Here is a 20,376-nt window from a genome sequence, read left to right as displayed (position 1 = left end):
CCCTTGTTTTCACATGTTTATCTTACAACCTAGAGTTAACTCCAGGTCAATACATAAATAAAAATCGAACACAACAAAAAGACGCATAGCCATAGCTATGCGTCTTTCTTCTTACTTCTCTGCAACTTGAACTTCTTTTACGTAAGCTGCTTCGAATTTTTGGATGTCACCTGCGCCCATGAAAATAAGAACGCCGTTTTTATGTTTCTTTAATACCTCTGTTGTTGTATCTGTAATCAGCTCTGCGCCATCGATACGTTTTTGCAGATCTTCAATTGTTAATTCACCTTTGTTTTCGCGCGCCGATCCGAAAATATCACATAAGTATACTTGGTCAGCTTTGCTTAGGCTTTCTGCAAACTCATCTAAGAATTTTTCTGTACGTGAGAATGTATGTGGCTGGAATACAGCGACAACTTCACGCTCTGGATGTTTTTGACGAGCTGCTTCAATCGTTGCATTAATTTCTGTCGGATGGTGTGCATAGTCATCAATGATAACTTGCTCTCCCATCGGTTTTTCATTAAAGCGACGTTTAACACCTTCAAATGTTGTTAGTTGATGTTTAACCGCTTCTACATCAACGTCTTCGTAATGGCAAAGCGCGATAACTGCTAATGCATTTAATACGCTGTGATCGCCGTATCCTGTAATTTTGAACGTGTCATAATACGTATTACGAACGAATACATCGAATATAGTACCATCAGTTCTCTTTTGAATGTTACGTGCTTGGAAATCATTATCTTCTCCAAATCCATAGAAAATAACAGGTACTTTCGCTTGAATTTTTTGAAGTTCTTCATCATCACCACATGCAATAATACCTTTTTTCACTTGCAATGCCATCTCTTGGAATGCATTAAATACATCATTGATGTCTGAAAAATAATCTGGATGATCGAAATCAATATTTGTCATAATTGCATAGTCTGGATAGTAAGACAAGAAATGACGACGATACTCACAAGCTTCAAATACAAAATACTTACTATTTTCTACCCCATGCCCAGTTCCATCTCCAATAAGGTAAGATGTTGGGTGTGCGCCTTGCATTACATGGGCTAACAAACCTGTAGTTGATGTTTTTCCATGTGCACCAGTTACTGCAACACTTGTGTACTGATTCATAAGATCACCTAAGAAGTGATGATAACGATGTACTGGGATATTTAATTCTTTTGCTGCTACGATTTCTTCATGCGTATCAGGAAATGCGTTTCCCGCGATAATCACTTGTCCTTCTTTAATATTATTTTTATCAAAAGGAAGGATGGAAATACCACGCTTTTCCAATGCTGTTTGTGTAAAGAAACGCTTTTCATAATCAGACCCTTGAACAGTATGCTTCATGTCATGAAGAATTTGTGCTAATGAACTCATTCCTGTTCCTTTAATTCCTACAAAATGGTAAACTGTCATCTTAAAGAACCTCCAACATTTCGAACTAATACAACGGCCTATCTATAAGACAGTATATGAATCTTTTCTTATTTTGGTAATCATCATACATTTCTGATGCAGTGAATTTCTTTTTATATTCACTTATCAGTGATAAACTCGTACGTACTTTTTTTATGTCCATAACACATTTATTATAGCAAAAAACAAGCCGCTATACTATGATAACAGAAAAACTGATAGGGTCAATCACCTATCAGTTTTTCTCGCTTTTACATATCTTCTTTTGTTTCTAATTGAACACGCTCTAGACGTGGATTTGGACGGTATTTACGACCAGCTTTCGCTTCTGGTTTTCCATCTAATTCTACATTATCACCAGTAAAACCAATATTCATTTTTAATAAGCTACTTCCTACTCCGTATATATCGACAGGAACATTTTGAGCTTCAAATTCACGAATACGTTTCTCATCAAACCCACCAGTTACAACGATATCTACATGTTGGAAACCTTCCTCATCAAGAGCCTTACGAAGAGCAAATACAAGTGATGGATTTACACCACGCGGATCGAATGTTCCAAGTACTTCTGGATGACGAATGAAATATTGATCAATCATTGTACGAGACGTATCCACACGTACACCTTTTAATGTTGATCCAAATTCACGCGCTACGCGAAGTGCATCTGTAATGACATCATTGTTGTAATCAATTAGTACGACTAATTCATCTTCTGGAAATTTTTTATGATATGCTTTTGCTGCTTCAACAACATCACCATTAAACATTTGAATTAAAGCGTGAGGCATCGTCCCCATACCACTTCTGCCCCACCATTCATTCATTGCATGCGTCGCTTGCGCGCTCATACCTCCGATGTATGCCGCATAACCGTCACCAGCTTGTTGAGTATAATGATCGTCACGATCTCCCATGAAAATAACCGGTTTTTCTTTATCTACACTACGTGCAGCTTGGACAACGTTATATACGTTTGTCGCAACTGATGTACGACGAGCCAAAATCCCATCAATTACACCTTCTAAAAAGCCGAAGTATTCATAAGGGCCATGAATTGTTAAAACTGTTTCAAACGGACTAATATTATCGCCATCCTTTAAAGAATGAATTTCTAATTTCTCAGGATTTTTGGCGAATGTTTGTAGCAATGCGATTACCTCATCTGCTCCGCAAAGAACTGAATGTTCTTTTTGGAAAAACTGCATTGTCACAACACTTTCCGGGCGAAATTCTTCAATGATTTCTCTAGTTTTTAAAAAGTAAACGGCAGAGAACCAGCCTTCTCCAACACGTTCATCAAATTTAAATGTTTTATTTGTTAGTCGATTTATTTCACCTTTTAATTTTAATTCAATTTCTTTCATGTCGCTTTACTCCCTACTTTACTATCCAACATTTTCTCTTAGTATACAGCAAAACCGTTTACTATACATTCGTTTCCTGCATAGCGGCAAATTCATCCTCGGAAATAAGGACATCTCTCGGTTTCGTTCCTCTGGCTTCAGAAATAATCCCTTGCGATTCCATCTCTTCAATTAGACGTGCCGCGCGATTATAACCAATGCGGAATTTTCTCTGTACAGAAGATGTGGACGCTCCCCCTTGCTCTACAACAAATTGACATGCATCAAAAAATAGTTCATCTTCAGACTCACTCTGCTCTGATTTTGCTAATAAATCCTCTTGCTTAAATAAGTAGTTTGGCTTCATTTGCTTTTTCACATGATCAACTGTTCTTTCAATCTCATCATCTGATACGTATACACCTTGTACACGAACTGGTTTAGATGTGCCGTTTCCTAAAAATAGCATATCACCACGGCCAAGTAATTTCTCCGCGCCCCCGATATCGATAATCGTACGCGAATCAACTTGAGATGATACCGTAAATGAAATACGCGTTGGAATGTTTGATTTAATTAAACCTGTAATAACGTCTACAGATGGACGCTGCGTCGCAACTAATAAGTGAATACCACAAGCTCGAGCTTTTTGTGCAATACGACAAATCGCTTCCTCAACATCACCAGGAGCAACCATCATTAAGTCCGCTAACTCATCAATGACGATTACAATATAAGGTAATGTCTCACCTGGGATTTCTCTCCCACTTACAATCGTATTGTAACGAGTTAAATCACGAGCACCAGCATGAGCAAACAATTCATAACGACGTTCCATCTCTTCAACCGCCCACTTTAACGCAGCTGTAGCTGCTTTTACGTCAGTAATAACAGGTGCTACAAGATGCGGAACAGAATTGTATGGTGCCAGCTCAACCATCTTCGGATCAATTAGTATCAACTTCACTTCATGCGGCTTCGCTTTATATAAAATGCTCGTTAAAATCGCGTTAATGCACACACTTTTCCCTGAACCAGTTGCACCCGCAATAAGTCCATGTGGCATTTTTCGAATATCTGTTACAATTGGATCACCTGAAATATCAAGCCCCAGCGCAACTGTAAGCGGTGATTCACTCTTTGTAAATACAGGACTTCTTAAAATTTCACGAAGGAATACTGGCTTACTTTCCTTGTTCGGAACTTCAATTCCAATTGCACTCTTCCCTGGAATTGGTGCTTCAATTCGAATATCTTTCGCAGCTAAACTTAACTTAATATCATCACTTAAATTTGTAATTTTATTTACTTTCACACCTGGGTCTGGTTGTACTTCAAAACGAGTTACCGCCGGCCCTTGTGACACATTAATAACATGTGCTCCAACATGGAAATTATTAAATGTCGTATTTAATAATTCTTCCTGTTCTTCTAGCCACTCCGTATTATCTAATGCTGCCTGCTGTGGAATCGACAACAACGTTAATGACGGAAGCTCATACTTCGGCGGCGTTTGTAGTACGTTGCGCATATCGTTCTCTTTTTGATTTACAACATATGCTTTCTCTTGTACTTCCGTACTTGAAATTGGCTCTTGTACTTGTTCAGCCACCACTACTTGTTGCATCGGTTTTTCTTCTACTTGTGGTGCCACTACCATTTGCTGCATCGGTTTTTCTTCTACTTGAGCTTCTACTACCACTTGCTGCATTGGCTTTTCTTCCGCTTGGGCTTCTACTACCACTTGCTGCATTGGCTTTTCTTCCACTTGAGCTTCTACTACTACTTGCTGCATTGGCTTTTCTTCCGCTTGGGCTTCTACTACCACTTGCTGCATCGGTTTTTCTTCTACTTGGGTTTCTACCACTACTTGCTGCATCGGTTTTTCCGTTACTCGTTCACCGACAGTAGATTGCGTTACGTTCGCTCGTACCGCATGTCTTTCCATTAACTTCTTTCTGTCTTGTTTTAACATGACAACGTTAAATGGAACATTACGCTTTTTCTCACGTTTCGGCTCTTCTTTTTGTGCAGCAGGCTGTTCTTCAACAACTTGTTTCTTTTCTTCAGCTTCTTCAATTAAAACATTCGCAAAGCTTTGAACATCTTTCTTCGTTTGCTCATCTGCTTCTGAAACTGGTACGAATACTTCACTTTCTTCCATGAACTCAATTGTTTCTTGCTGAGAAATCACTGGTTGCTCTTCAACTGCTATATTTTCTAACGACTCTGTATTCATCGCTTCTTCAATTACTTCTTCTTGCGGTGTTTCCTCTAATGCGAATTCCGTAACTGATTCTGCTTCCTTAGATTCCTCTAACTCCGCATCTTCTTCTGCTTCCTCAGGTTCTTCTAACTCCGCATCTTCTTCTGCTTCCTCAGGTTCTTCTAACTCCGCATCTTCTTCTGCTTCCTCAGGTTCTTCTAACTCCGCACCTTCTTCTGCTTCCTCAGGTTCTTCTAACTCCGCAACCTCTTCTGCTTCCTCAGATTCTTCTAACTCCGCAACCTCTTCCGCTTCTTTAGATTCCTCTAATTCCACAACTTCTTCTGCTTCCTCAGGTTCTTCTAACTCCGCATCTTCTTCTGCTTCCTCAGGTTCTTCTAACTCCGCATCTTCTTCTGCTTCTTTAGATTCCTCTAATTCCACAACTTCTTCTGCTTCCTCAGATTCTTCTAACTCCGCATCTTCTTCTGCTTCTTTAGATTCCTCTAATTCCACAACTTCTTCTGCTTCCTCAGATTCTTCTAACTCCGCAACCTCTTCTGCTTCCTCAGATTCTTCTAACTCCGCATCTTCTTCTGCTTCCTCAGATTCTTCTAACTCCACAACTTCTTCTTCAAAAGCATCTGGTATTTCTATAGTAATTGTTTCTTCAAGCTTTTCATCTGCTTTTACAATCACTACATCTTCTAAGGTTTCTTCTTCGACTTGATTTGCTGCAACTTCAGCAACAATTTCTTCTATTTCTGTATTACATTCATTTTCTTCTGCTAATATCGAATACACACGCTCTACTTTAGAATCTATTGACTCTTCTTGTAAAGTTTCTTCGTTATCTTCTGTAGATGATAACGCCACTACATCTTGCTCCTGCTTCAAGGCTTGTACAATTGTAGCCTCTTCTTCCACATGCTGTCCTACTGTTTTATGAAGCAAATCATCACTTAGGCTTTCTTCTAATGAAGGGGCTTGACGTTCAACTTCGTAACCGTTTTTCTCTAACCATGCATCCACAACCGATTTTTCTTCTACTTTATTACTTCGTTCGTTCACTCCGTTCTTAACTGATGAACTCCCTTGTAGAACTTCCGAAAAGTCAGATAATGTATATCCTTTTTTCTCTAACCATGCGTCAACAACAGCTTTTCCTTCAACAGATATTTCAAGATCTTCTCTTTCCTTTTCTTCCTCCTGCACAACCTTCGTTTCTACTGAAGGACGGTTATATCCATAAATTGGAGAAATCATTTCTGTTGGACGAAATGGTCTACGGTTACTTTCTTGCGACGGTACGAATGCTTTTTTTACGACAGGCTCTGGTTCCGGTTCATATTGCAATTCCGGTTCCTCATATGTAGGTGCTTCTGTTTCCACATACGGTCGTCTGCTTCTTTCCACTTTTGTTCCTCTTTGAGTAGGCTGTTCTTCATATGTTCCTCTTTGAATAGGTTGTTCTTCAAAGTTAGGCAGTTCTCTTACATCCTCCTCATCGAAGCCATTATCTGGTATTAGTGGAAAACGACATTTCCCTGCATTCCGACTTGCCATTTGTGCTTCTCTTGCTTCAGTGTAGTGGTTTACACGAGGAATTTTCGGCTGACTTACAATTTGCTTTGGTACTTCTTTATTCATCGCTGTTTTTTCTTCCTCTTTGTTAAACAGCTTTTTCATCCAATCTAACATGCTTACCACTCTTTCTACTAAATAGTAACAACCTTTATTGTATCAGCATTCGGAAAAAAGTGCAGGTAAAATTAAGCATATTAACTTTATCCATAATATTCTAATTTACGAGTGTTTTGTATATAGAAAAAAGCAGCCTTCCATATAAGACTGCAATTTAAGCTTTATTTTTCCGATATTCATCTACACTATCCGTCACGCTTTGTAATAAAGAATTTACATACTGTGGGTCTGATAATTTTTTGTCTTCTTCTGGGTTTGACATAAATCCGAGTTCTAATAGTACTCCAGGTACTTTCGACCAATTAAATCCAGAAAGGTCATCTCGAAATTTAATTCCATTTACTTTCACCTGATGATTTCCCCTCATTTTATTTACAATTGTTTGAGAGACTTGAAGACTTTCAGCATAGATTTCTTTCGTATATTGATTTCCTTCTGCTGGCGTCAATACAGCGAACCCACTTTGGTTTGGATTTTCAGAACCGTCCGCGTGAAGACGTAAAAATAAATTCGCCTTATGATCATTCGCGAATGTCGCTCGTTCCTTATTACTTATATCAACCTCATGTGACGTTCTCGTCATCAATACTTGTATACCTTTTGCTTCCAGTTTTTCTTTCAATATAAAAGCCATCTCTAATACAAGAACTGATTCCCTCTTTTTCGTTACAACTCCCGCTGTTCCGTCTGTTACTTTATATTTTTGCGTAGTTGCTCCTGGACCAATTGGCTCTAAATTTAAATTCGCTTTTTGTTGATGCCCTGGATCAATAACGACGAGAAACTTTTCTTGTTTCTCCTTACTCTCTACTTTTTGTTCATTATTTTGTACGGGCTGTTCAGTCACCTGCGCCGGCGGGATTTCCTCTGTCTTTTCTTTGGCCGACACTTCCTCCTGCTTAAGTTCAACTTGCTCATTCGTTTGAATTGCTTGCGGTTCTTCTTTCTTTTCTTGTTCTACTTGCTGCTTTTCTACCGGTGCGTCTTCTTTGTTAGCTTTGTTTTTTTCTTGTGTAGAAGATGGTGTTTCTTTTTTCGGTTGTTCTTGTGAGCAACCTCCCATGTATATTCCAATGAATGCAATCATGCTCATTATTTTTATATACTTCATATTTCTCTCCCCTCACTTTGCACCGGACTCAAAGTTCTTCTTATAATTGTTTTATAACCTCATCCATATTTCCAATATAAACTGGCTGCCACGTTTCTGTACCGCGCTCTGCCGTATAAACCGGATACGCGTCATCATCAACGTTCACGAAAACTGGATCGCCCATATCTGTTTCATATCCAATCACAATCCATCCTTCTTGCCATCTTCCATTTTCTTTACTTATTAATGAATTTTTATGTTTATCATATCGGTAACTGATTTGTCCATTTTCTAATTCACTTTCGCTAAAAACATATATTTCATAGGAGCCTAATTCGATATCTTGTTGTTTTGAAGTTTCAATTCGTTTCAGAAGTTCTGCGATTTTTAGTTGTTGTTTCATACGTCTACCCCCTTCTATTTTTCTAAATTTTACCTAATCTATTTTTAAAATACAATATAGATTTTGAGAGGAAACGTTACAATGCTAGGAGTTCCGCACAAAAAAAATAGCCTCACGTATGCGAGACTACTTTTCTAATATCAATTAAAATTTAAACTCTTGTCCAACTTCAAAGCTATCCTCTAATACAAGAATACCTTTTTCTTCTGGAGCATCTGGAAGCTCTAATTCACGTGCAGAGCAAATCATTCCAGAAGAAGGAACACCGCGAAGTTCAGCTGGTTTAATTAACATACCGCTTGGCATTACCGCACCGATTTTTGCAACGACAACTTTTTGTCCTGCATCAACGTTTGGTGCACCACAAACGATTTGTAATGTTTCTGTACCGATTTCTACTGTACAGATGTTTAATTTATCAGCATTTGGATGCTTTTCTTTTTCAGCTACATAGCCTACAACAAATTTCGGCGTGAAGTCAGCTTCTACTTTTTCTTCAAAGCCGTTCTTTGCTAAAATGTCGTTAATTTTTTCAACAAACTCTTTCGTTAATGTAACGTTTCCGTTGTCTGTTACTTCTACATAAGAAGACGCATTAAAGATGTTGAATCCTCCTGTTACGTTGCTTTCACGATCATAAACGCGAGCAACATCTCCTTTGCGGTCAAATGTACGGTTTTCTAAAGTAATATCTTGTAAGGTAACAATTAAAGTGTCACCAATTCCTTCAAGGTTGTAAAAAACGTTCACTTCGTTCATCCTTTCTCTTTTCCATCTGTCTTCTTCCGATTCTTCGCTAAAATAAAGATTGGTTCAAAGTCCCCATCTTCATATACGAATGAAAGTGATGTAATCGGAACATGCCCTTCGGCAAAAAATTTCATTGTCATTTGTGCAATAATATCATAACCGATTTCGTTGACGATATCAGCAATAATTAATACATCTTGGTGAGGAACTGCAACAACCATATCACCAGAGATCTTTTCACGCATCGAGTGTAGTAACGATTCGTTTAAAATACGACTCGCATCGTATCCATCATTTGTGTTTAAAAAGTAGAATGTATTACCTGCTACTGTGTCCTGATTAAATTCATAGCCTAATGAGCGAGCATTAAATAATGCCATTTCACGTACTTGTTCCTCTGTAAGCTCTAATTTTTGCAATAAGCGCTCATCAATTAATCGATACGTTTTATTAGAATCTAGCGCATAGTAAATACGTGTTTCCGCCGTATGGTCCGTCATAATAAACGGATTTCCTTCTTCTGATTGTTTCGGGAAAGAAGTAGAGCGAATAACAGGTAAAATTTTCGCCGTGCTATTTTCTTCTTTATGCATTGCAATTAGCGCTTCTTGTACGTAATAAGCGACCTCTTCAATCGCTTTTTCTTTGTTCACTTCCCATTTTGCAACTACTCCTGGAAGTGATACGTTAATACCTTTTTTCGAGTCTGTTTGTTCAATACGAAGAACTTCTTTCTCGCTATCATAATGAAAGTCCCATTCTGGTCGAGATAATTTCTTCATTAACTCGTCTTTCATCTTTTTACTTGTCATTTTCATCTCTTTTTCCTCCCTTCCAAAAAAATAACCTCCCCCGCGAAGGTAGAGGTTGTTTTTACAATTCAATTGGCTAATTGTCTTATTTTAAACCTTCAATAAACTCTTCGATTTGCTCTTGTGTTTTACGATCTTTATTTACATAGCGTCCAGTTTCTTCACCTTTATTGTACGCTACAAAGCTTGGAATGCCAAATACGTCTACTTTCACGCATAGATCAATAAACTCATCACGATCTACATAGTAAAATGAGAAATCACTATACTTCTCTTCTACTTCTGGCATAAATGGATCAACGAAACGGCAATCTGGGCACCATTCTGCTGAGAACATGAAGACTACATTCTCTTCATTTTTTAATTCTTGGAATTGTTCCATGCTTTCTAATGATTTCATCTATATTTCCTCCTCTAACGAGTGCACTTTTTCACACTATAATCTTTTCTTTATACTACCATACATCGCGCATGGTGCAAGGTTTATGCTTGCTTTTCATCATACTTATATTGCCCAACAAGTAACTTAACAACGTGTACAAATAATTCCGTTCGATCGACATAATCATCTGTAAAAATACCGATAGCACCTTCGTGACTACGAATATCTTTTCGCTCTACAAACTCTTCCATCACTTCACTTAGCTCTTTTCCTTCTTCAAGCGGTGCTAAAAAATCGTCTGGTAACTTAATACGTGCCCCACCCGCAACAAATGTTTTACCGTCAATCGTCGCTAAAGCGCCCCAGTTACACATAAATAACCCATGCTCCGTTTTCATAACGCCACCTTCTAGCCCAATGCCGATATGAGCTGCACCTTCCTGCAATGCTCTCTTCGCTCTATTTACTGCTCCTTGCATCGTCTCTTCATCTGAAAAAGGCTGGTTTGCTACTCCTGATGGAACAGAAAGAGATGTAATTTCAGCATCTTTCCAAACCTTCTCCACAGCCCCAACTTTCGTTTTATTCTTCGATCCAACTACTACCTTCATTTCATTCACCTCTATATAAATTCACACTCATATTCCTTCTACATTCAAACTTTTCACTTTCACAACTTCGGGACTCGAACGTTAAAATAGATCATACTCTCACTATCTATTCGGAGTAAGCACCAATTAAGCACTAACCGCCACCACACATCGCTGGGTCATCTATTCAACCTAAAAAAAGAAAAGGTTTTCCAAAAACAGCCTTCCTCTCTCTTCCTACCCGCGGTCTTAATACATCGCTCGAGCACCAACTAGGCACTGACCGCTCCCATTCATCGCTGGGTCATCTATTTAACCTAAAAAAAGAAGGGGTTTTTCCCCCTTCCTTTCTACGCGTTATTCTTAATTGTCTCTAACGTCGTTTTGTCCGTCGCTCTCACAAGCTTCGTAATTAATTCCTTCGCTGCCGCATAATCATCAACATGTAAAATAGAAGCATGTGTATGAATGTAGCGTGCACAAACACCAATTACTGCTGATGGGATACCAGAGTTACTTGTATGTACACGGCCCGCATCTGTACCACCTTGTGAAATAAAGTATTGGTACGGAATGTTATGTGTTTCTGCTGTATCTAAAATGAATTCGCGCATTCCTCTATGTGTTACCATTGTGCGGTCATAAATGCGAAGAAGAGCGCCTTTTCCTAATTGACCGAACTGCGTCTTATCACCAGATGCATCGTTTGCTGGACTTGCATCAAGCGCATAGAAAATATCTGGTTGAATCATATTTGCAGCAGTTTGTGCTCCGCGAAGACCTACTTCTTCTTGTACAGTCGCACCAGAGTATAATGTGTTTGGTAATGTTTCATCTTTTAATTCTTTTAGCAATTCGATAGCAAGACCACACCCATAGCGGTTGTCCCAAGCTTTCGCCATAATTTTCTTCTCATTTGCCATCGGCGTGAATGGACAGATTGGCACGATTTGTTGCCCTGGCTTTATGCCAATTTCAATCGCATCTTCATAACTATCTGCACCTATATCAATTAACATATTTTTTATATCCATCGGTTTTGCACGTTGCGCATCACTTAATAAATGAGGCGGAATAGAACCAACAACCCCAATAACAGGACCATTCTTCGTCATAACTTGTACACGCTGAGCTAATAGTACTTGGCTCCACCAGCCACCTAACGTTTGAAAACGAAGCATCCCATTTTTCGTAATTTGCGTAACCATGAAACCTACTTCATCCATATGACCTGCTACAAGAACGCGCGGGCCAGTTTCGTCCCCTTTTTTCAGACCAAATACGCTACCTAAACCGTCTTGCACAATTCCATCAGCATATTTGCTTAATTCTTGCTTCATAAAACGGCGCACATCATGTTCAAAACCTGATGCACCTTGTAATTCTGTTAACGTACGAAATAATTGTAATGTCTCTTTATTCACGAAGTCCCCTTCTTTCAAACCTTAGTAGAATACCTCTTTTATTGTAACGAAATTTTCGAAATGTTTCTAGTTTCTTCTTTTTTAGTTGCATTTGCATTATAATTATTATTGGTACACTATTTTTATTTTACAGAATTGAGGTGAATATATGAGCTGGAAAGGTTTAGTCACAGGTCTTGGCGTTGGGTTCGCAGCTGGTTATTTCGTTGCAAACAAAGTACAAGAACAATCCCATATTTCTTCAGAAAAAGCATTGAAAATGGTGAAACGAGCATTAAGTCATAAAGGTGAAATTACTGGCTCTTGGGTACATATGGTTCCAGAGACATTTGAAAAATATGATGTCGCGTACGAAGTTTATCGCGGCGGTCTTACAACGATGTTAGATGATATACAAGAACGATTTGAATTTTTAGTTGATGCTAAAACAGGTACTGTCTTAGAAGTTATAGCAGCATAAAAAGGAGGTTTCCCGTTAGGTGAACCTCTTTTTTTTTTGAAAATCGCCGATAGTAATTAAAATTATATCGGCGATTTTTTAAATATATCGATTTACCGACAAAATCTGATAATAATATCGATCAATAATAAGAGGCGGCTGTTCCAACAAATATTTTTGAACAATCTCCTCTTTTTTAAGCTTCTACACTCGTTTTTCTCTCTATTTTTTCTACAATATGCCCTTCCTCATTCCACTTCACCGCACGATAATATGCGTCATGATAAAACGTAAACCACGCCTCTTTTTCAGCACCATATTCCATCCACTTTTGCTTATTTTCAATTGATGTCATCGGATAATCATCATAGGCCATTACCCATAGTACATTTTGATGTGCGTGCGTCGGCAATAGATCCGCTAAGTGAAGCATCGTTTCACCTTGACTTTCCAAAGCGATAACTGCATGTCCATCACTATGACCGCCCGTATGCGCCATTTTTATTTCATCTGTAATGTCTAATTCTTGTTGGAACGTAACAACTTGATCTACAATTGGCTCCCAATTTCCCTTCCAATATGTATTACGTGATCTAATATTAGGGTTCCTCATCTCATTCCATTCTGTTTCACTTACGTAAATTTTCGCATTCGGAAACGCCGGCACAAGTTGGTCACCTTCCCATTTTGTTAAACCAGATGCATGGTCAAAATGGAGATGTGTCATTAAGACGTAATGAATATCTTCAGTCTGCAGTCCCAGTTTTTCTAAAGATTCCATAACTGATGATTCTTCTGTTACACCTTGATTCCGCTTCATTTTCTCATTCAATTTACCGTTCCCTATCCCTGAATCAATAAGCATGTTTCCTTCTTTCGTTTGCAAGAGTAACGGATCTGTTCGCAAATAAATATGATTTGTATCATTATGTTTATATTTACGTGACCAAAGTACTTTTGGCACAACTCCAAACATCGCGCCTCCATCTAAATGTGTATTCCCACCTTTTAGCCACGTCACTTTTATATTTCCAATTTGTAACTGTTCCATATCCCATCCCCCTTTTTTATTTAATTTTAACATAATATTCCGATTATTTTTCATATAAAAAACCTATGCATTACTGCATAGGCTCCGTACGATATTTTGCTTCAACTCGGTAAATACGATGACCTTTACTAGAGAATTTCTCTTCGTATTCTGTCATAATGTTTCCTTCATAATCACTATTATGAAGATCTAGGCTAAGGTAAGTTAATAACATACCATACTCAGCCATACTCATAAGAGAATATTCAAATAAGCTTTGGTTATCAGTTTTGAAATGAATTTCTCCGCCATCTACTAGCACTTCTTCATAATTGCGTAAAAATGCTTTATACGTTAAACGACGCTTCGTATGACGATTCTTCGGCCATGGATCTGAGAAGTTTAAATAAACGCGGTCAATTTCACCTTTCGCAAAGAAAACTGTTAAATCTTCAGCATCTTTATTAATTAACTTTAAGTTCGGTACTTCTTCTTCAATTAATTTATCAAGTGCATCTACAACAACACTTGTGAATTTTTCAATTCCAATATAGTTTATATGTGGATTTGCTTTTGCCATATCATACATAAAGCGTCCACGTCCTGTACCTACTTCAATATGAATCGGCTGTTCATTTCCAAATATTTCTTTCCAGTTACCAGCGCTCTCCTCTGGGTTTCCAATTACGATATGTGAATACTCATTAATTCGATCCATTGCATAAGGCTTATGTCTTAAACGCATAGATGTCTCCCTCTCTTTACAAAACTATTTTAAAGGAAAAATTCCTTCTTTCTGTTTTAATCAATCTATCAAACAAAAAACCAAGTACGTACGAGCACTCGGTCCGTTTCTTTCAAGTATAAGATGTACCATTTTGATAAAAACTACATAAAGCATTAAACATTCCATGACGAAACAGCTTTTTCTCTTACATTTCTAGGGAGAGAAAAACACTCGAAAGGATGAACCGTTCATGCCAATTAATCAACAGCATCAATTAGAAGTGTTAAAAGATATTTTAATCAATCATCAAAGTGATTGCTGCGGGACAGTTTCTGAATGCGAGCAATTAGAGCGCCTCATTCAATCGTTACTCGCAAACGATAGTATAAGTAGTGACGCTAAAGCAATGCTAAACGATGTATATTCTTATAGTCAATCGGGTAAATCTTCCTCTAATTTGGACAACCATATTTCCAATAATCAAGAACAACTTACTCAGTGGATTGCTGGAATGGACAATTTTTCTTAAGTATTATTCTGAAGCAAGTAGTTGCTGTAAATATTGGTGCCAATATTTCGCTTCTGCTTGCTGCTTTTTTGTTGTGTGCCATTGAATAGATAAAATCGTTTGTGCTATCACATACCATCTCATACGCCTAAGCAATGATTCATCTAGTTCAACCTCATAATATCCGAGCCACTCACTCCATTCATGGCGCGGAACATACCAATATAATAACATACCAAGATCTAAAGCTGGGTCAGCAATAACAGCTCCATCCCAATCAATTAAAAACAATTCATCTTCATCCGACAATATCCAATTGTTATGGTTTACATCACAATGGCATACAACGAATTCATTGTACTCAACATCTTTTAATGACTCCGTTAAATATTGAAGACCTTGCTGAATTGTTTCATCAACTCTTATATCTCCTCTTAAAACGAGCTGTAATTGTTGTAATAACTCTTGCGCATGAAGCGGCTGCTTTCCTAGCCTTTGAATCATCTGCACAAGCGCTTTAGAGGAGTGTATTTTCTTCAAAAGTTTCGCAACACGTTCTAGTTTCATATCCTCTTGCTCTAACTTCTGTCCCGGAAGCCATTTTTGAGCAGAAATTACATCACCGTTCGTTACCCTTCTTGTCCAAAGTAATTTTGGAACAATTCCTTCTGCTGACAATACCGCTAAAAAGGGCGATGTATTCCGCTTTAAAAATAACTTTTGTTGTCCGTTTTGCGCAATATATGCATCGCCCGTTACTCCACCAGCCGGTATAAGACTCCACTCTTTTCCTAATAATTGTTCCAACCATTCCATATTCATTACCCGTTAACAAATCCTTATCTTTTATAGTTATGAAAAGAAAAACCGCAACATTTCTACACATGTTGTGGATTCATATATTTTACTGTATTTGAATGAAAAAAACTTAGCATAAGCCGAAAACAGGATAAATCACCTGTTCTTCTAGTTTATTTTACAAAATCACTCATAGAATGACAACTTATCAAAATCGTCACCTTTGTCAATTCTACATTTATTATATTCTCATCGTCAAGTAGCGATTTGTCACATTATCGCCAATATATACGTACTAGTTGGAGCCATTTGAAGTTCCTTTCCTCTAAATGAAGAAATTGGCTGTGTTTTTGCTTGCTTTTCGTTTACTAATATATGCCACTTGTCTTCTTTTGGGAGCTGAACTATTTCATTCTGCAAACCGCTATTGAATAGCACAACAATCTCTTTCCACGGTCCGAAAGATTCTACATCTCGCAAATGGTATGCAAGTGCTTCTTTTGATGTTTGCAAAAAAGTCATATGCTTTTTTATAAGGTCAGCGCTTTTTAATCGGAATGCCCCATGCTCCTTCCGAATCGCAATTAAACCTTTTATATAGTTAACTGTCTCCATCTCTTTTTCTTTTTGATCCCAATCTAATCGATTGATTTCATCATTTGCATTATAACTATTTTCATTTCCTTGCTTCGTACGATAAAACTCTTGCCCCGCATGTAAGAAAGGAATCCCTTGTGAAAGAATAACCATTGCAGTTGCTAAGCGATGACGCCTTTTCAAAATTCCTTCTGATTCTGGATTACTTTGCACTAGTTTATCCCACATCGTCATATTGTCATGACATTCTACATAGTTAATGCTTTGCATTGGCTCTAGGAACAATCCTGTTTCTTTCATACTTAAAAGGCTACCAGCTACTATATACTGCAAATGATTACAGTCTACATGCCCACCAAATGCAAAGCCACGTTTATTTATATTAAAAGCACTTCCTTTTACTCCATCACGAAATTGATCATTAAACTGTGCGATACATGGCATTTTATTCGCATTATTTAACGTCGCTTTCTCTTCAAGAGGAAGCGGTGTTTGTAAATCCCATCCTTCACCTAATAACAGCGCATCCTGCTTTATTTTTCGCACTTCTTTTTCTAACGCATTCATCGTTTCAACATCTGAAATCCCCATTAAATCAAATCGGAATCCATCAACATTGTATTCAGTAAGCCAATATAAAACAGATTCTATAATAAATTTCCTCATCATTCTCCGTTCAGATGCTATATCATTTCCAACTCCCGTCCCATTAGAAGGCATACCATCTTCCCCATGACGAAAATAATATCCCGGGACAAGCTTCTCAAATGATGATAATTCTCTTTCATAAACATGATTATATACAACATCTATAATCACCCTGATGCCGTGATCATGAAATGTTTCAATTAGTTGTTTACACTCTACTATCCTGTTATATGGATCAGAAAGGTTTGTAACATAAAATCCTGTTGGTATATTGTAATATAATGGATTATATCCCCAATTATATGCGGAAGCAGGATTCACTTCATCTATACCACCAAAACAATGTAAAGGTAATAGTTCAACATGTGTAACGCCTAAATCTTTTATATGAGACAATCCTGTTAATGTCCCATTTCGTCCCGTTGTCTCTTCTTCCATCAATCCTTTATATGTTCCCTTTTTATTCACTCCACTGTTTGGATGAATAGTAGCGTCACGAATATGCAGTTCATACAATATGGCATCTGTCATTGACTGTAATGGTGATAATTCCTCTCGTTTTGTTACATTCGTCTTTTCCAAATCGATAACAACGCCGTATTTCCCATTTACAGTCACTGACTTTGCGTAAGGATCAACCGCTTCATTCCATATTAAATTAATACAAACAAGGAATGTATATCGTGCTCCATCATGATCACCTTGTAATGTATGAATCCACACTCCATTTTCTTCTCTGTACATTTCATAATCAATATATTCTTTATCACTTTTATAAATCCGTACTTTCGCAAGCCTTGCGGTCGGAGCCCATACTTTAAATATTGTTTCTTCTTTTTTATACACAGCACCTAAGTCGGTACCTTCGTAATAATATTTTTCATCGAAAACTACTGTTCGAATCACAGCGCCTATTTGTAAATCTGTTTCTTCATTCCGTTCATCCCGTACTGTATAATACTTCCCCACATCTAGCGGCTCTTCTATAAAACATTCATACTTCGTTGCATCTGAAAGAGCAATAGTATGAACAATCGGTAACTCTTTCACATTGCTTCCTTCTTGTAAACGAAATGTCCGGCTTGTTCCATACGCATGCGGGAGCAAAATTGTAATTTTATTCATTTCATCTAAATAGGCATCAAATGGACGTTTTACTTTCAACATAAAAAATCACCATCATTCTTAAAGTTAAAATGAAACGAGCTGCAAATGATAAGGCTTTTCTTATCCGCGAAGCTCTATACAGTAACACATTATTCCCTATAGTATATTCACCTGTATAAAAAACGTTTTCACACATTCTATTTTTGTAATTTTATTTCGGCAACTGTTCTATACTTTGGCGTTTCCTTAACGTGAGATTCATACAAAGTAATCGCATCTACTCGAAATGATGTTACGGGTAAATCTTTTACATTTGTCAGATCAAATACTTTTTCTCCTACCCATTTACGAGCAACAGTAATATGTGGATGATAAGGACGTGTCTCTAGAGAGAAACCATTTTCTTCACAAATTGTATGCACTTGTTTTTGCAACTGAACCAAATCATTATTCTCACTTACCTTCGCCCAAAAAATACGCGGCTCTTCTTCTAGGCCAAACGTTGAAAACCCTTGTAACGTGAACGATAGTTCTTTTGTTTCTGTAAGTATTTGTAATCCATTCTTTATTCCTTCTAATTGTTCCTGCGCCGCACTTCCTAAAAATGAAAGTGTAATATGATAGTCTTCTTCATGTACCCACGAGCGAAATGGTAATTCATCCTTCATTTCCTCTTTATAATTAGAGAGCACTTCTTTTATATGACGTGGTAAAGTTACTGCGACAAAATAATGCGGCACCATCTACATCGTCTCCTTTATGTTATTGTTGCTTTTCTTTCTTATCTCATTCAGCTAAAAAGAATCCGCCCTCTAAAGTAGAGAGCGGTTATTATTTACATATCTTTTATTTCGCTAATTCATGAATTGCTTGCGCATAAATCGCTGTTGCTTTTAATAAATCTTCAATTTCAATGTACTCGTCTTTTTGATGCGCAAGTTCTTCTTTTCCAGGGAATAGCGGGCCAAATGCAACGCCAGCTTTCAATGAACGAGCATACGTACCACCGCCAATTGCTAACAATTCAGCTTTTTCACCAGTTTGTTCTTCATATACGCGTTGCAAAGTACGAATTAACGTATGATCTTTGTCAACGTGATGCGGGCGAGAGTTAGAATAATCCGCTACTTCAAATCCATGAGTACCAACATATTCTTTTAACTTTGCAATCGTTTCTTCAAAGTTAGTCGTAACTGGATAGCGTACATTTAATCCTAAATTACCACCGTTTTCTTGCGAATAAGACAGGCGACCAACATTCACCGTTAACGGGCCGCTAATATCGTCTTTATAAGAAATACCAGCTTTATCTCCAAGAATATCACCTGTAAATGTTTCTGTTACAAACGATGCAAATGAAGCCCCTTTTCCATCAAGAGAAACTGTCGTTAAGAAGTTTGCCAATAATAAACCTGCATTTTCTCCCTTTTCTGGAGTAGATCCATGAGCTGAAATCCCTTTGATTTGCAACGTCACCGTATTTCCTTCTACAATTGCTTTACCTATTTTTTTAGCAGTTTGTAAATACTCTTCATATGCTACTGTAAGTGCATTTACATCTTCTCCTGTAATAACTGCTTCTGCACAATCAGGAACCATATTTAAACGACGACCTGACTCAAATGAAATAAGCTTAAATGCACCGTCTTTCTCTTCGCCACCATTTTGCACAACTTGTATGTCAGAAATTCCTTTTTCCGCATTAATAATTGGAAAATCTGCATCCGGCGCAAAACCGATTGTTGGCATTTCTTCATTTTTAAAATAATGATCTACACACTTCCAATTACTTTCCTCATCTGTTCCTAAAATCATACGAACACGTTTTGAAAGAGGTAAGCCTAATTCTTTAACGATTTTCATCGCATAATAAGCTGCCATCGTCGGCCCTTTATCATCAATTGCACCGCGTGCAAAAATCTTTCCGCCGCGAATATCCGCACTATACGCAGGAGTTGTCCAGCCATCTCCTTCTGGTACAACATCAACGTGACAAAGAATACCTACTAATTCTTCTCCTTGTCCCATTTCAAGATGACCTGCATACCCTTCTAAATTTTTAGAAGCGAAACCTTCTGCTTCTCCTTTATGTAACATGAAAGATAAGGCTTTTTCTACACCTTCACCAAATGGCGCGCCCTCTTTCGCAGATTCTTCTTCCCATACACTTTTAATTTGCAAAAATTGTTGTGTATCACGAATTAAATCATCTTTTCGTTTTGTAACTTCTTCTGTCCAATTAATCGTTAACATCACGCATCCATCCTTCACTATATTGTCTCTTTCATCATAGCAAACGAAAATCTCTTATGCCATACATGAAAACCTAATAACGAACAATTGTAATATTTCAGATATTTCTTATTAGTTTTTCTTTTATTTTCTCA

18 protein-coding genes are annotated in these 20,376 nt (G+C 37.6%); 2 read left to right on the top strand and 16 right to left on the bottom strand.

Annotated elements, in window-relative coordinates:
* Positions 1–111: 111 nt before the first annotated feature.
* From murC to ACFVQC_RS01050, 10 genes are all read right to left on the bottom strand, one after another.
* A complete protein-coding gene (gene murC, locus ACFVQC_RS01095) occupies positions 112–1,422 on the bottom strand; it encodes a UDP-N-acetylmuramate--L-alanine ligase (protein WP_377897229.1) in 1,311 nt (436 codons plus the stop codon).
* A 251-nt stretch (positions 1,423–1,673) separates the two neighbouring features.
* Complete coding sequence (locus tag ACFVQC_RS01090) at positions 1,674–2,792, bottom strand: nicotinate phosphoribosyltransferase (protein ID WP_377890873.1); 1,119 nt, start codon at positions 2,790–2,792, stop codon at positions 1,674–1,676.
* A gap of 61 nt (positions 2,793–2,853) precedes the next feature.
* A complete protein-coding gene (locus ACFVQC_RS01085; protein ID WP_377897228.1) occupies positions 2,854–6,678 on the bottom strand; it encodes a DNA translocase FtsK in 3,825 nt (1,274 codons plus the stop codon).
* A 157-nt stretch (positions 6,679–6,835) separates the two neighbouring features.
* A complete protein-coding gene (locus tag ACFVQC_RS01080) occupies positions 6,836–7,792 on the bottom strand; it encodes an N-acetylmuramoyl-L-alanine amidase (protein ID WP_377890869.1) in 957 nt (318 codons plus the stop codon).
* A 40-nt stretch (positions 7,793–7,832) separates the two neighbouring features.
* Complete coding sequence (locus ACFVQC_RS01075; RefSeq protein ID WP_377890867.1) at positions 7,833–8,177, bottom strand: thiamine transporter; 345 nt, start codon at positions 8,175–8,177, stop codon at positions 7,833–7,835.
* Between the two features lie 144 nt (positions 8,178–8,321).
* On the bottom strand, positions 8,322–8,936 hold the full coding sequence (gene ytpR, locus ACFVQC_RS01070; protein WP_002112328.1) for a YtpR family tRNA-binding protein: 615 nt from the start codon (positions 8,934–8,936) through the stop codon (positions 8,322–8,324).
* Positions 8,933–9,745, bottom strand: a complete 813-nt coding sequence (locus ACFVQC_RS01065; RefSeq protein ID WP_215572115.1) for a DUF1444 domain-containing protein — start codon at positions 9,743–9,745, stop codon at positions 8,933–8,935. Before ACFVQC_RS01065 ends, ytpR begins: the two co-directional genes overlap by 4 nt.
* A 79-nt stretch (positions 9,746–9,824) precedes the next feature.
* A complete protein-coding gene (locus ACFVQC_RS01060) occupies positions 9,825–10,139 on the bottom strand; it encodes a thioredoxin family protein (protein ID WP_002015619.1) in 315 nt (104 codons plus the stop codon).
* An 83-nt stretch (positions 10,140–10,222) separates the two neighbouring features.
* On the bottom strand, positions 10,223–10,732 hold the full coding sequence (locus ACFVQC_RS01055; RefSeq protein WP_002145339.1) for a DUF84 family protein: 510 nt from the start codon (positions 10,730–10,732) through the stop codon (positions 10,223–10,225).
* A gap of 329 nt (positions 10,733–11,061) precedes the next feature.
* On the bottom strand, positions 11,062–12,135 hold the full coding sequence (locus tag ACFVQC_RS01050; protein ID WP_377890863.1) for a M42 family metallopeptidase: 1,074 nt from the start codon (positions 12,133–12,135) through the stop codon (positions 11,062–11,064).
* Positions 12,136–12,283: 148 nt separating this feature from the next.
* Between ACFVQC_RS01050 and ACFVQC_RS01045 the strand changes: the two genes are divergently transcribed.
* On the top strand, positions 12,284–12,595 hold the full coding sequence (locus ACFVQC_RS01045; protein WP_377897226.1) for a PepSY domain-containing protein: 312 nt from the start codon (positions 12,284–12,286) through the stop codon (positions 12,593–12,595).
* A 175-nt stretch (positions 12,596–12,770) separates the two neighbouring features.
* On the opposite strand, the gene ACFVQC_RS01040 is transcribed toward ACFVQC_RS01045, so the two are convergent.
* Both ACFVQC_RS01040 and trmB read right to left on the bottom strand, forming a co-directional pair.
* The gene (locus ACFVQC_RS01040; RefSeq protein ID WP_377890861.1) at positions 12,771–13,625 is read right to left on the bottom strand and encodes a YtnP family quorum-quenching lactonase; all 855 of its coding nucleotides are present in this window, start codon (positions 13,623–13,625) and stop codon (positions 12,771–12,773) included.
* A gap of 70 nt (positions 13,626–13,695) precedes the next feature.
* Positions 13,696–14,349: a tRNA (guanosine(46)-N7)-methyltransferase TrmB gene (gene trmB, locus ACFVQC_RS01035; RefSeq protein ID WP_377890859.1), complete on the bottom strand. Its 654-nt coding sequence runs from the start codon at positions 14,347–14,349 to the stop codon at positions 13,696–13,698.
* Positions 14,350–14,581: 232 nt separating this feature from the next.
* Between trmB and ACFVQC_RS01030 the strand changes: the two genes are divergently transcribed.
* Complete coding sequence (locus tag ACFVQC_RS01030; RefSeq protein WP_002112336.1) at positions 14,582–14,860, top strand: YtzH-like family protein; 279 nt, start codon at positions 14,582–14,584, stop codon at positions 14,858–14,860.
* 3 nt (positions 14,861–14,863) lie between these two features.
* On the opposite strand, the gene ACFVQC_RS01025 is transcribed toward ACFVQC_RS01030, so the two are convergent.
* The 4 genes from ACFVQC_RS01025 to pepV all read right to left on the bottom strand — a co-directional run bounded on the left by ACFVQC_RS01025 (position 14,864) and on the right by pepV (position 20,242).
* Complete coding sequence (locus ACFVQC_RS01025; RefSeq protein WP_002145333.1) at positions 14,864–15,661, bottom strand: phosphotransferase family protein; 798 nt, start codon at positions 15,659–15,661, stop codon at positions 14,864–14,866.
* 246 nt (positions 15,662–15,907) lie between these two features.
* Positions 15,908–18,049, bottom strand: a complete 2,142-nt coding sequence (pulA, locus tag ACFVQC_RS01020) for a type I pullulanase (protein ID WP_377890856.1) — start codon at positions 18,047–18,049, stop codon at positions 15,908–15,910.
* A gap of 137 nt (positions 18,050–18,186) precedes the next feature.
* On the bottom strand, positions 18,187–18,732 hold the full coding sequence (gene thpR / locus ACFVQC_RS01015) for an RNA 2',3'-cyclic phosphodiesterase (RefSeq protein WP_377890854.1): 546 nt from the start codon (positions 18,730–18,732) through the stop codon (positions 18,187–18,189).
* Between the two features lie 103 nt (positions 18,733–18,835).
* Entirely contained in the window at positions 18,836–20,242 is a 1,407-nt protein-coding gene (gene pepV, locus ACFVQC_RS01010) for a dipeptidase PepV (protein ID WP_377897224.1), read from the bottom strand.
* Between the last annotated feature and the right edge of the window lie 134 nt (positions 20,243–20,376).

This window comes from Bacillus sp. NPDC057893, from assembly GCF_042796455.1.
In the GTDB taxonomy this organism is placed as follows: domain Bacteria; phylum Bacillota; class Bacilli; order Bacillales; family Bacillaceae_G; genus Bacillus_A.
The sequence above is the reverse complement of the archived record's forward strand: the minus strand, read 5'-3'. Positions and strand labels throughout refer to the sequence as shown.

What these genes read in the sequence shown, in the direction of transcription:
- murC (WP_377897229.1), bottom strand. Translation starts at nt 1,422, where the DNA reads ATGACAGTTTACCATTTTGTAGGAATTAAAGGAACAGGAATGAGTTCA.
- ACFVQC_RS01090 (WP_377890873.1), bottom strand. Translation starts at nt 2,792, where the DNA reads ATGAAAGAAATTGAATTAAAATTAAAAGGTGAAATAAATCGACTAACA.
- ACFVQC_RS01085 (WP_377897228.1), bottom strand. Translation starts at nt 6,678, where the DNA reads ATGTTAGATTGGATGAAAAAGCTGTTTAACAAAGAGGAAGAAAAAACA.
- ACFVQC_RS01080 (WP_377890869.1), bottom strand. Translation starts at nt 7,792, where the DNA reads ATGAAGTATATAAAAATAATGAGCATGATTGCATTCATTGGAATATAC.
- ACFVQC_RS01075 (WP_377890867.1), bottom strand. Translation starts at nt 8,177, where the DNA reads ATGAAACAACAACTAAAAATCGCAGAACTTCTGAAACGAATTGAAACT.
- ytpR (WP_002112328.1), bottom strand. Translation starts at nt 8,936, where the DNA reads ATGAACGAAGTGAACGTTTTTTACAACCTTGAAGGAATTGGTGACACT.
- ACFVQC_RS01065 (WP_215572115.1), bottom strand. Translation starts at nt 9,745, where the DNA reads ATGAAAATGACAAGTAAAAAGATGAAAGACGAGTTAATGAAGAAATTA.
- ACFVQC_RS01060 (WP_002015619.1), bottom strand. Translation starts at nt 10,139, where the DNA reads ATGAAATCATTAGAAAGCATGGAACAATTCCAAGAATTAAAAAATGAA.
- ACFVQC_RS01055 (WP_002145339.1), bottom strand. Translation starts at nt 10,732, where the DNA reads ATGAAGGTAGTAGTTGGATCGAAGAATAAAACGAAAGTTGGGGCTGTG.
- ACFVQC_RS01045 (WP_377897226.1), top strand. Translation starts at nt 12,284, where the DNA reads ATGAGCTGGAAAGGTTTAGTCACAGGTCTTGGCGTTGGGTTCGCAGCT.
- ACFVQC_RS01040 (WP_377890861.1), bottom strand. Translation starts at nt 13,625, where the DNA reads ATGGAACAGTTACAAATTGGAAATATAAAAGTGACGTGGCTAAAAGGT.
- trmB (WP_377890859.1), bottom strand. Translation starts at nt 14,349, where the DNA reads ATGCGTTTAAGACATAAGCCTTATGCAATGGATCGAATTAATGAGTAT.
- ACFVQC_RS01030 (WP_002112336.1), top strand. Translation starts at nt 14,582, where the DNA reads ATGCCAATTAATCAACAGCATCAATTAGAAGTGTTAAAAGATATTTTA.
- ACFVQC_RS01025 (WP_002145333.1), bottom strand. Translation starts at nt 15,661, where the DNA reads ATGAATATGGAATGGTTGGAACAATTATTAGGAAAAGAGTGGAGTCTT.
- pulA (WP_377890856.1), bottom strand. Translation starts at nt 18,049, where the DNA reads ATGTTGAAAGTAAAACGTCCATTTGATGCCTATTTAGATGAAATGAAT.
- thpR (WP_377890854.1), bottom strand. Translation starts at nt 18,732, where the DNA reads ATGGTGCCGCATTATTTTGTCGCAGTAACTTTACCACGTCATATAAAA.
- pepV (WP_377897224.1), bottom strand. Translation starts at nt 20,242, where the DNA reads ATGTTAACGATTAATTGGACAGAAGAAGTTACAAAACGAAAAGATGAT.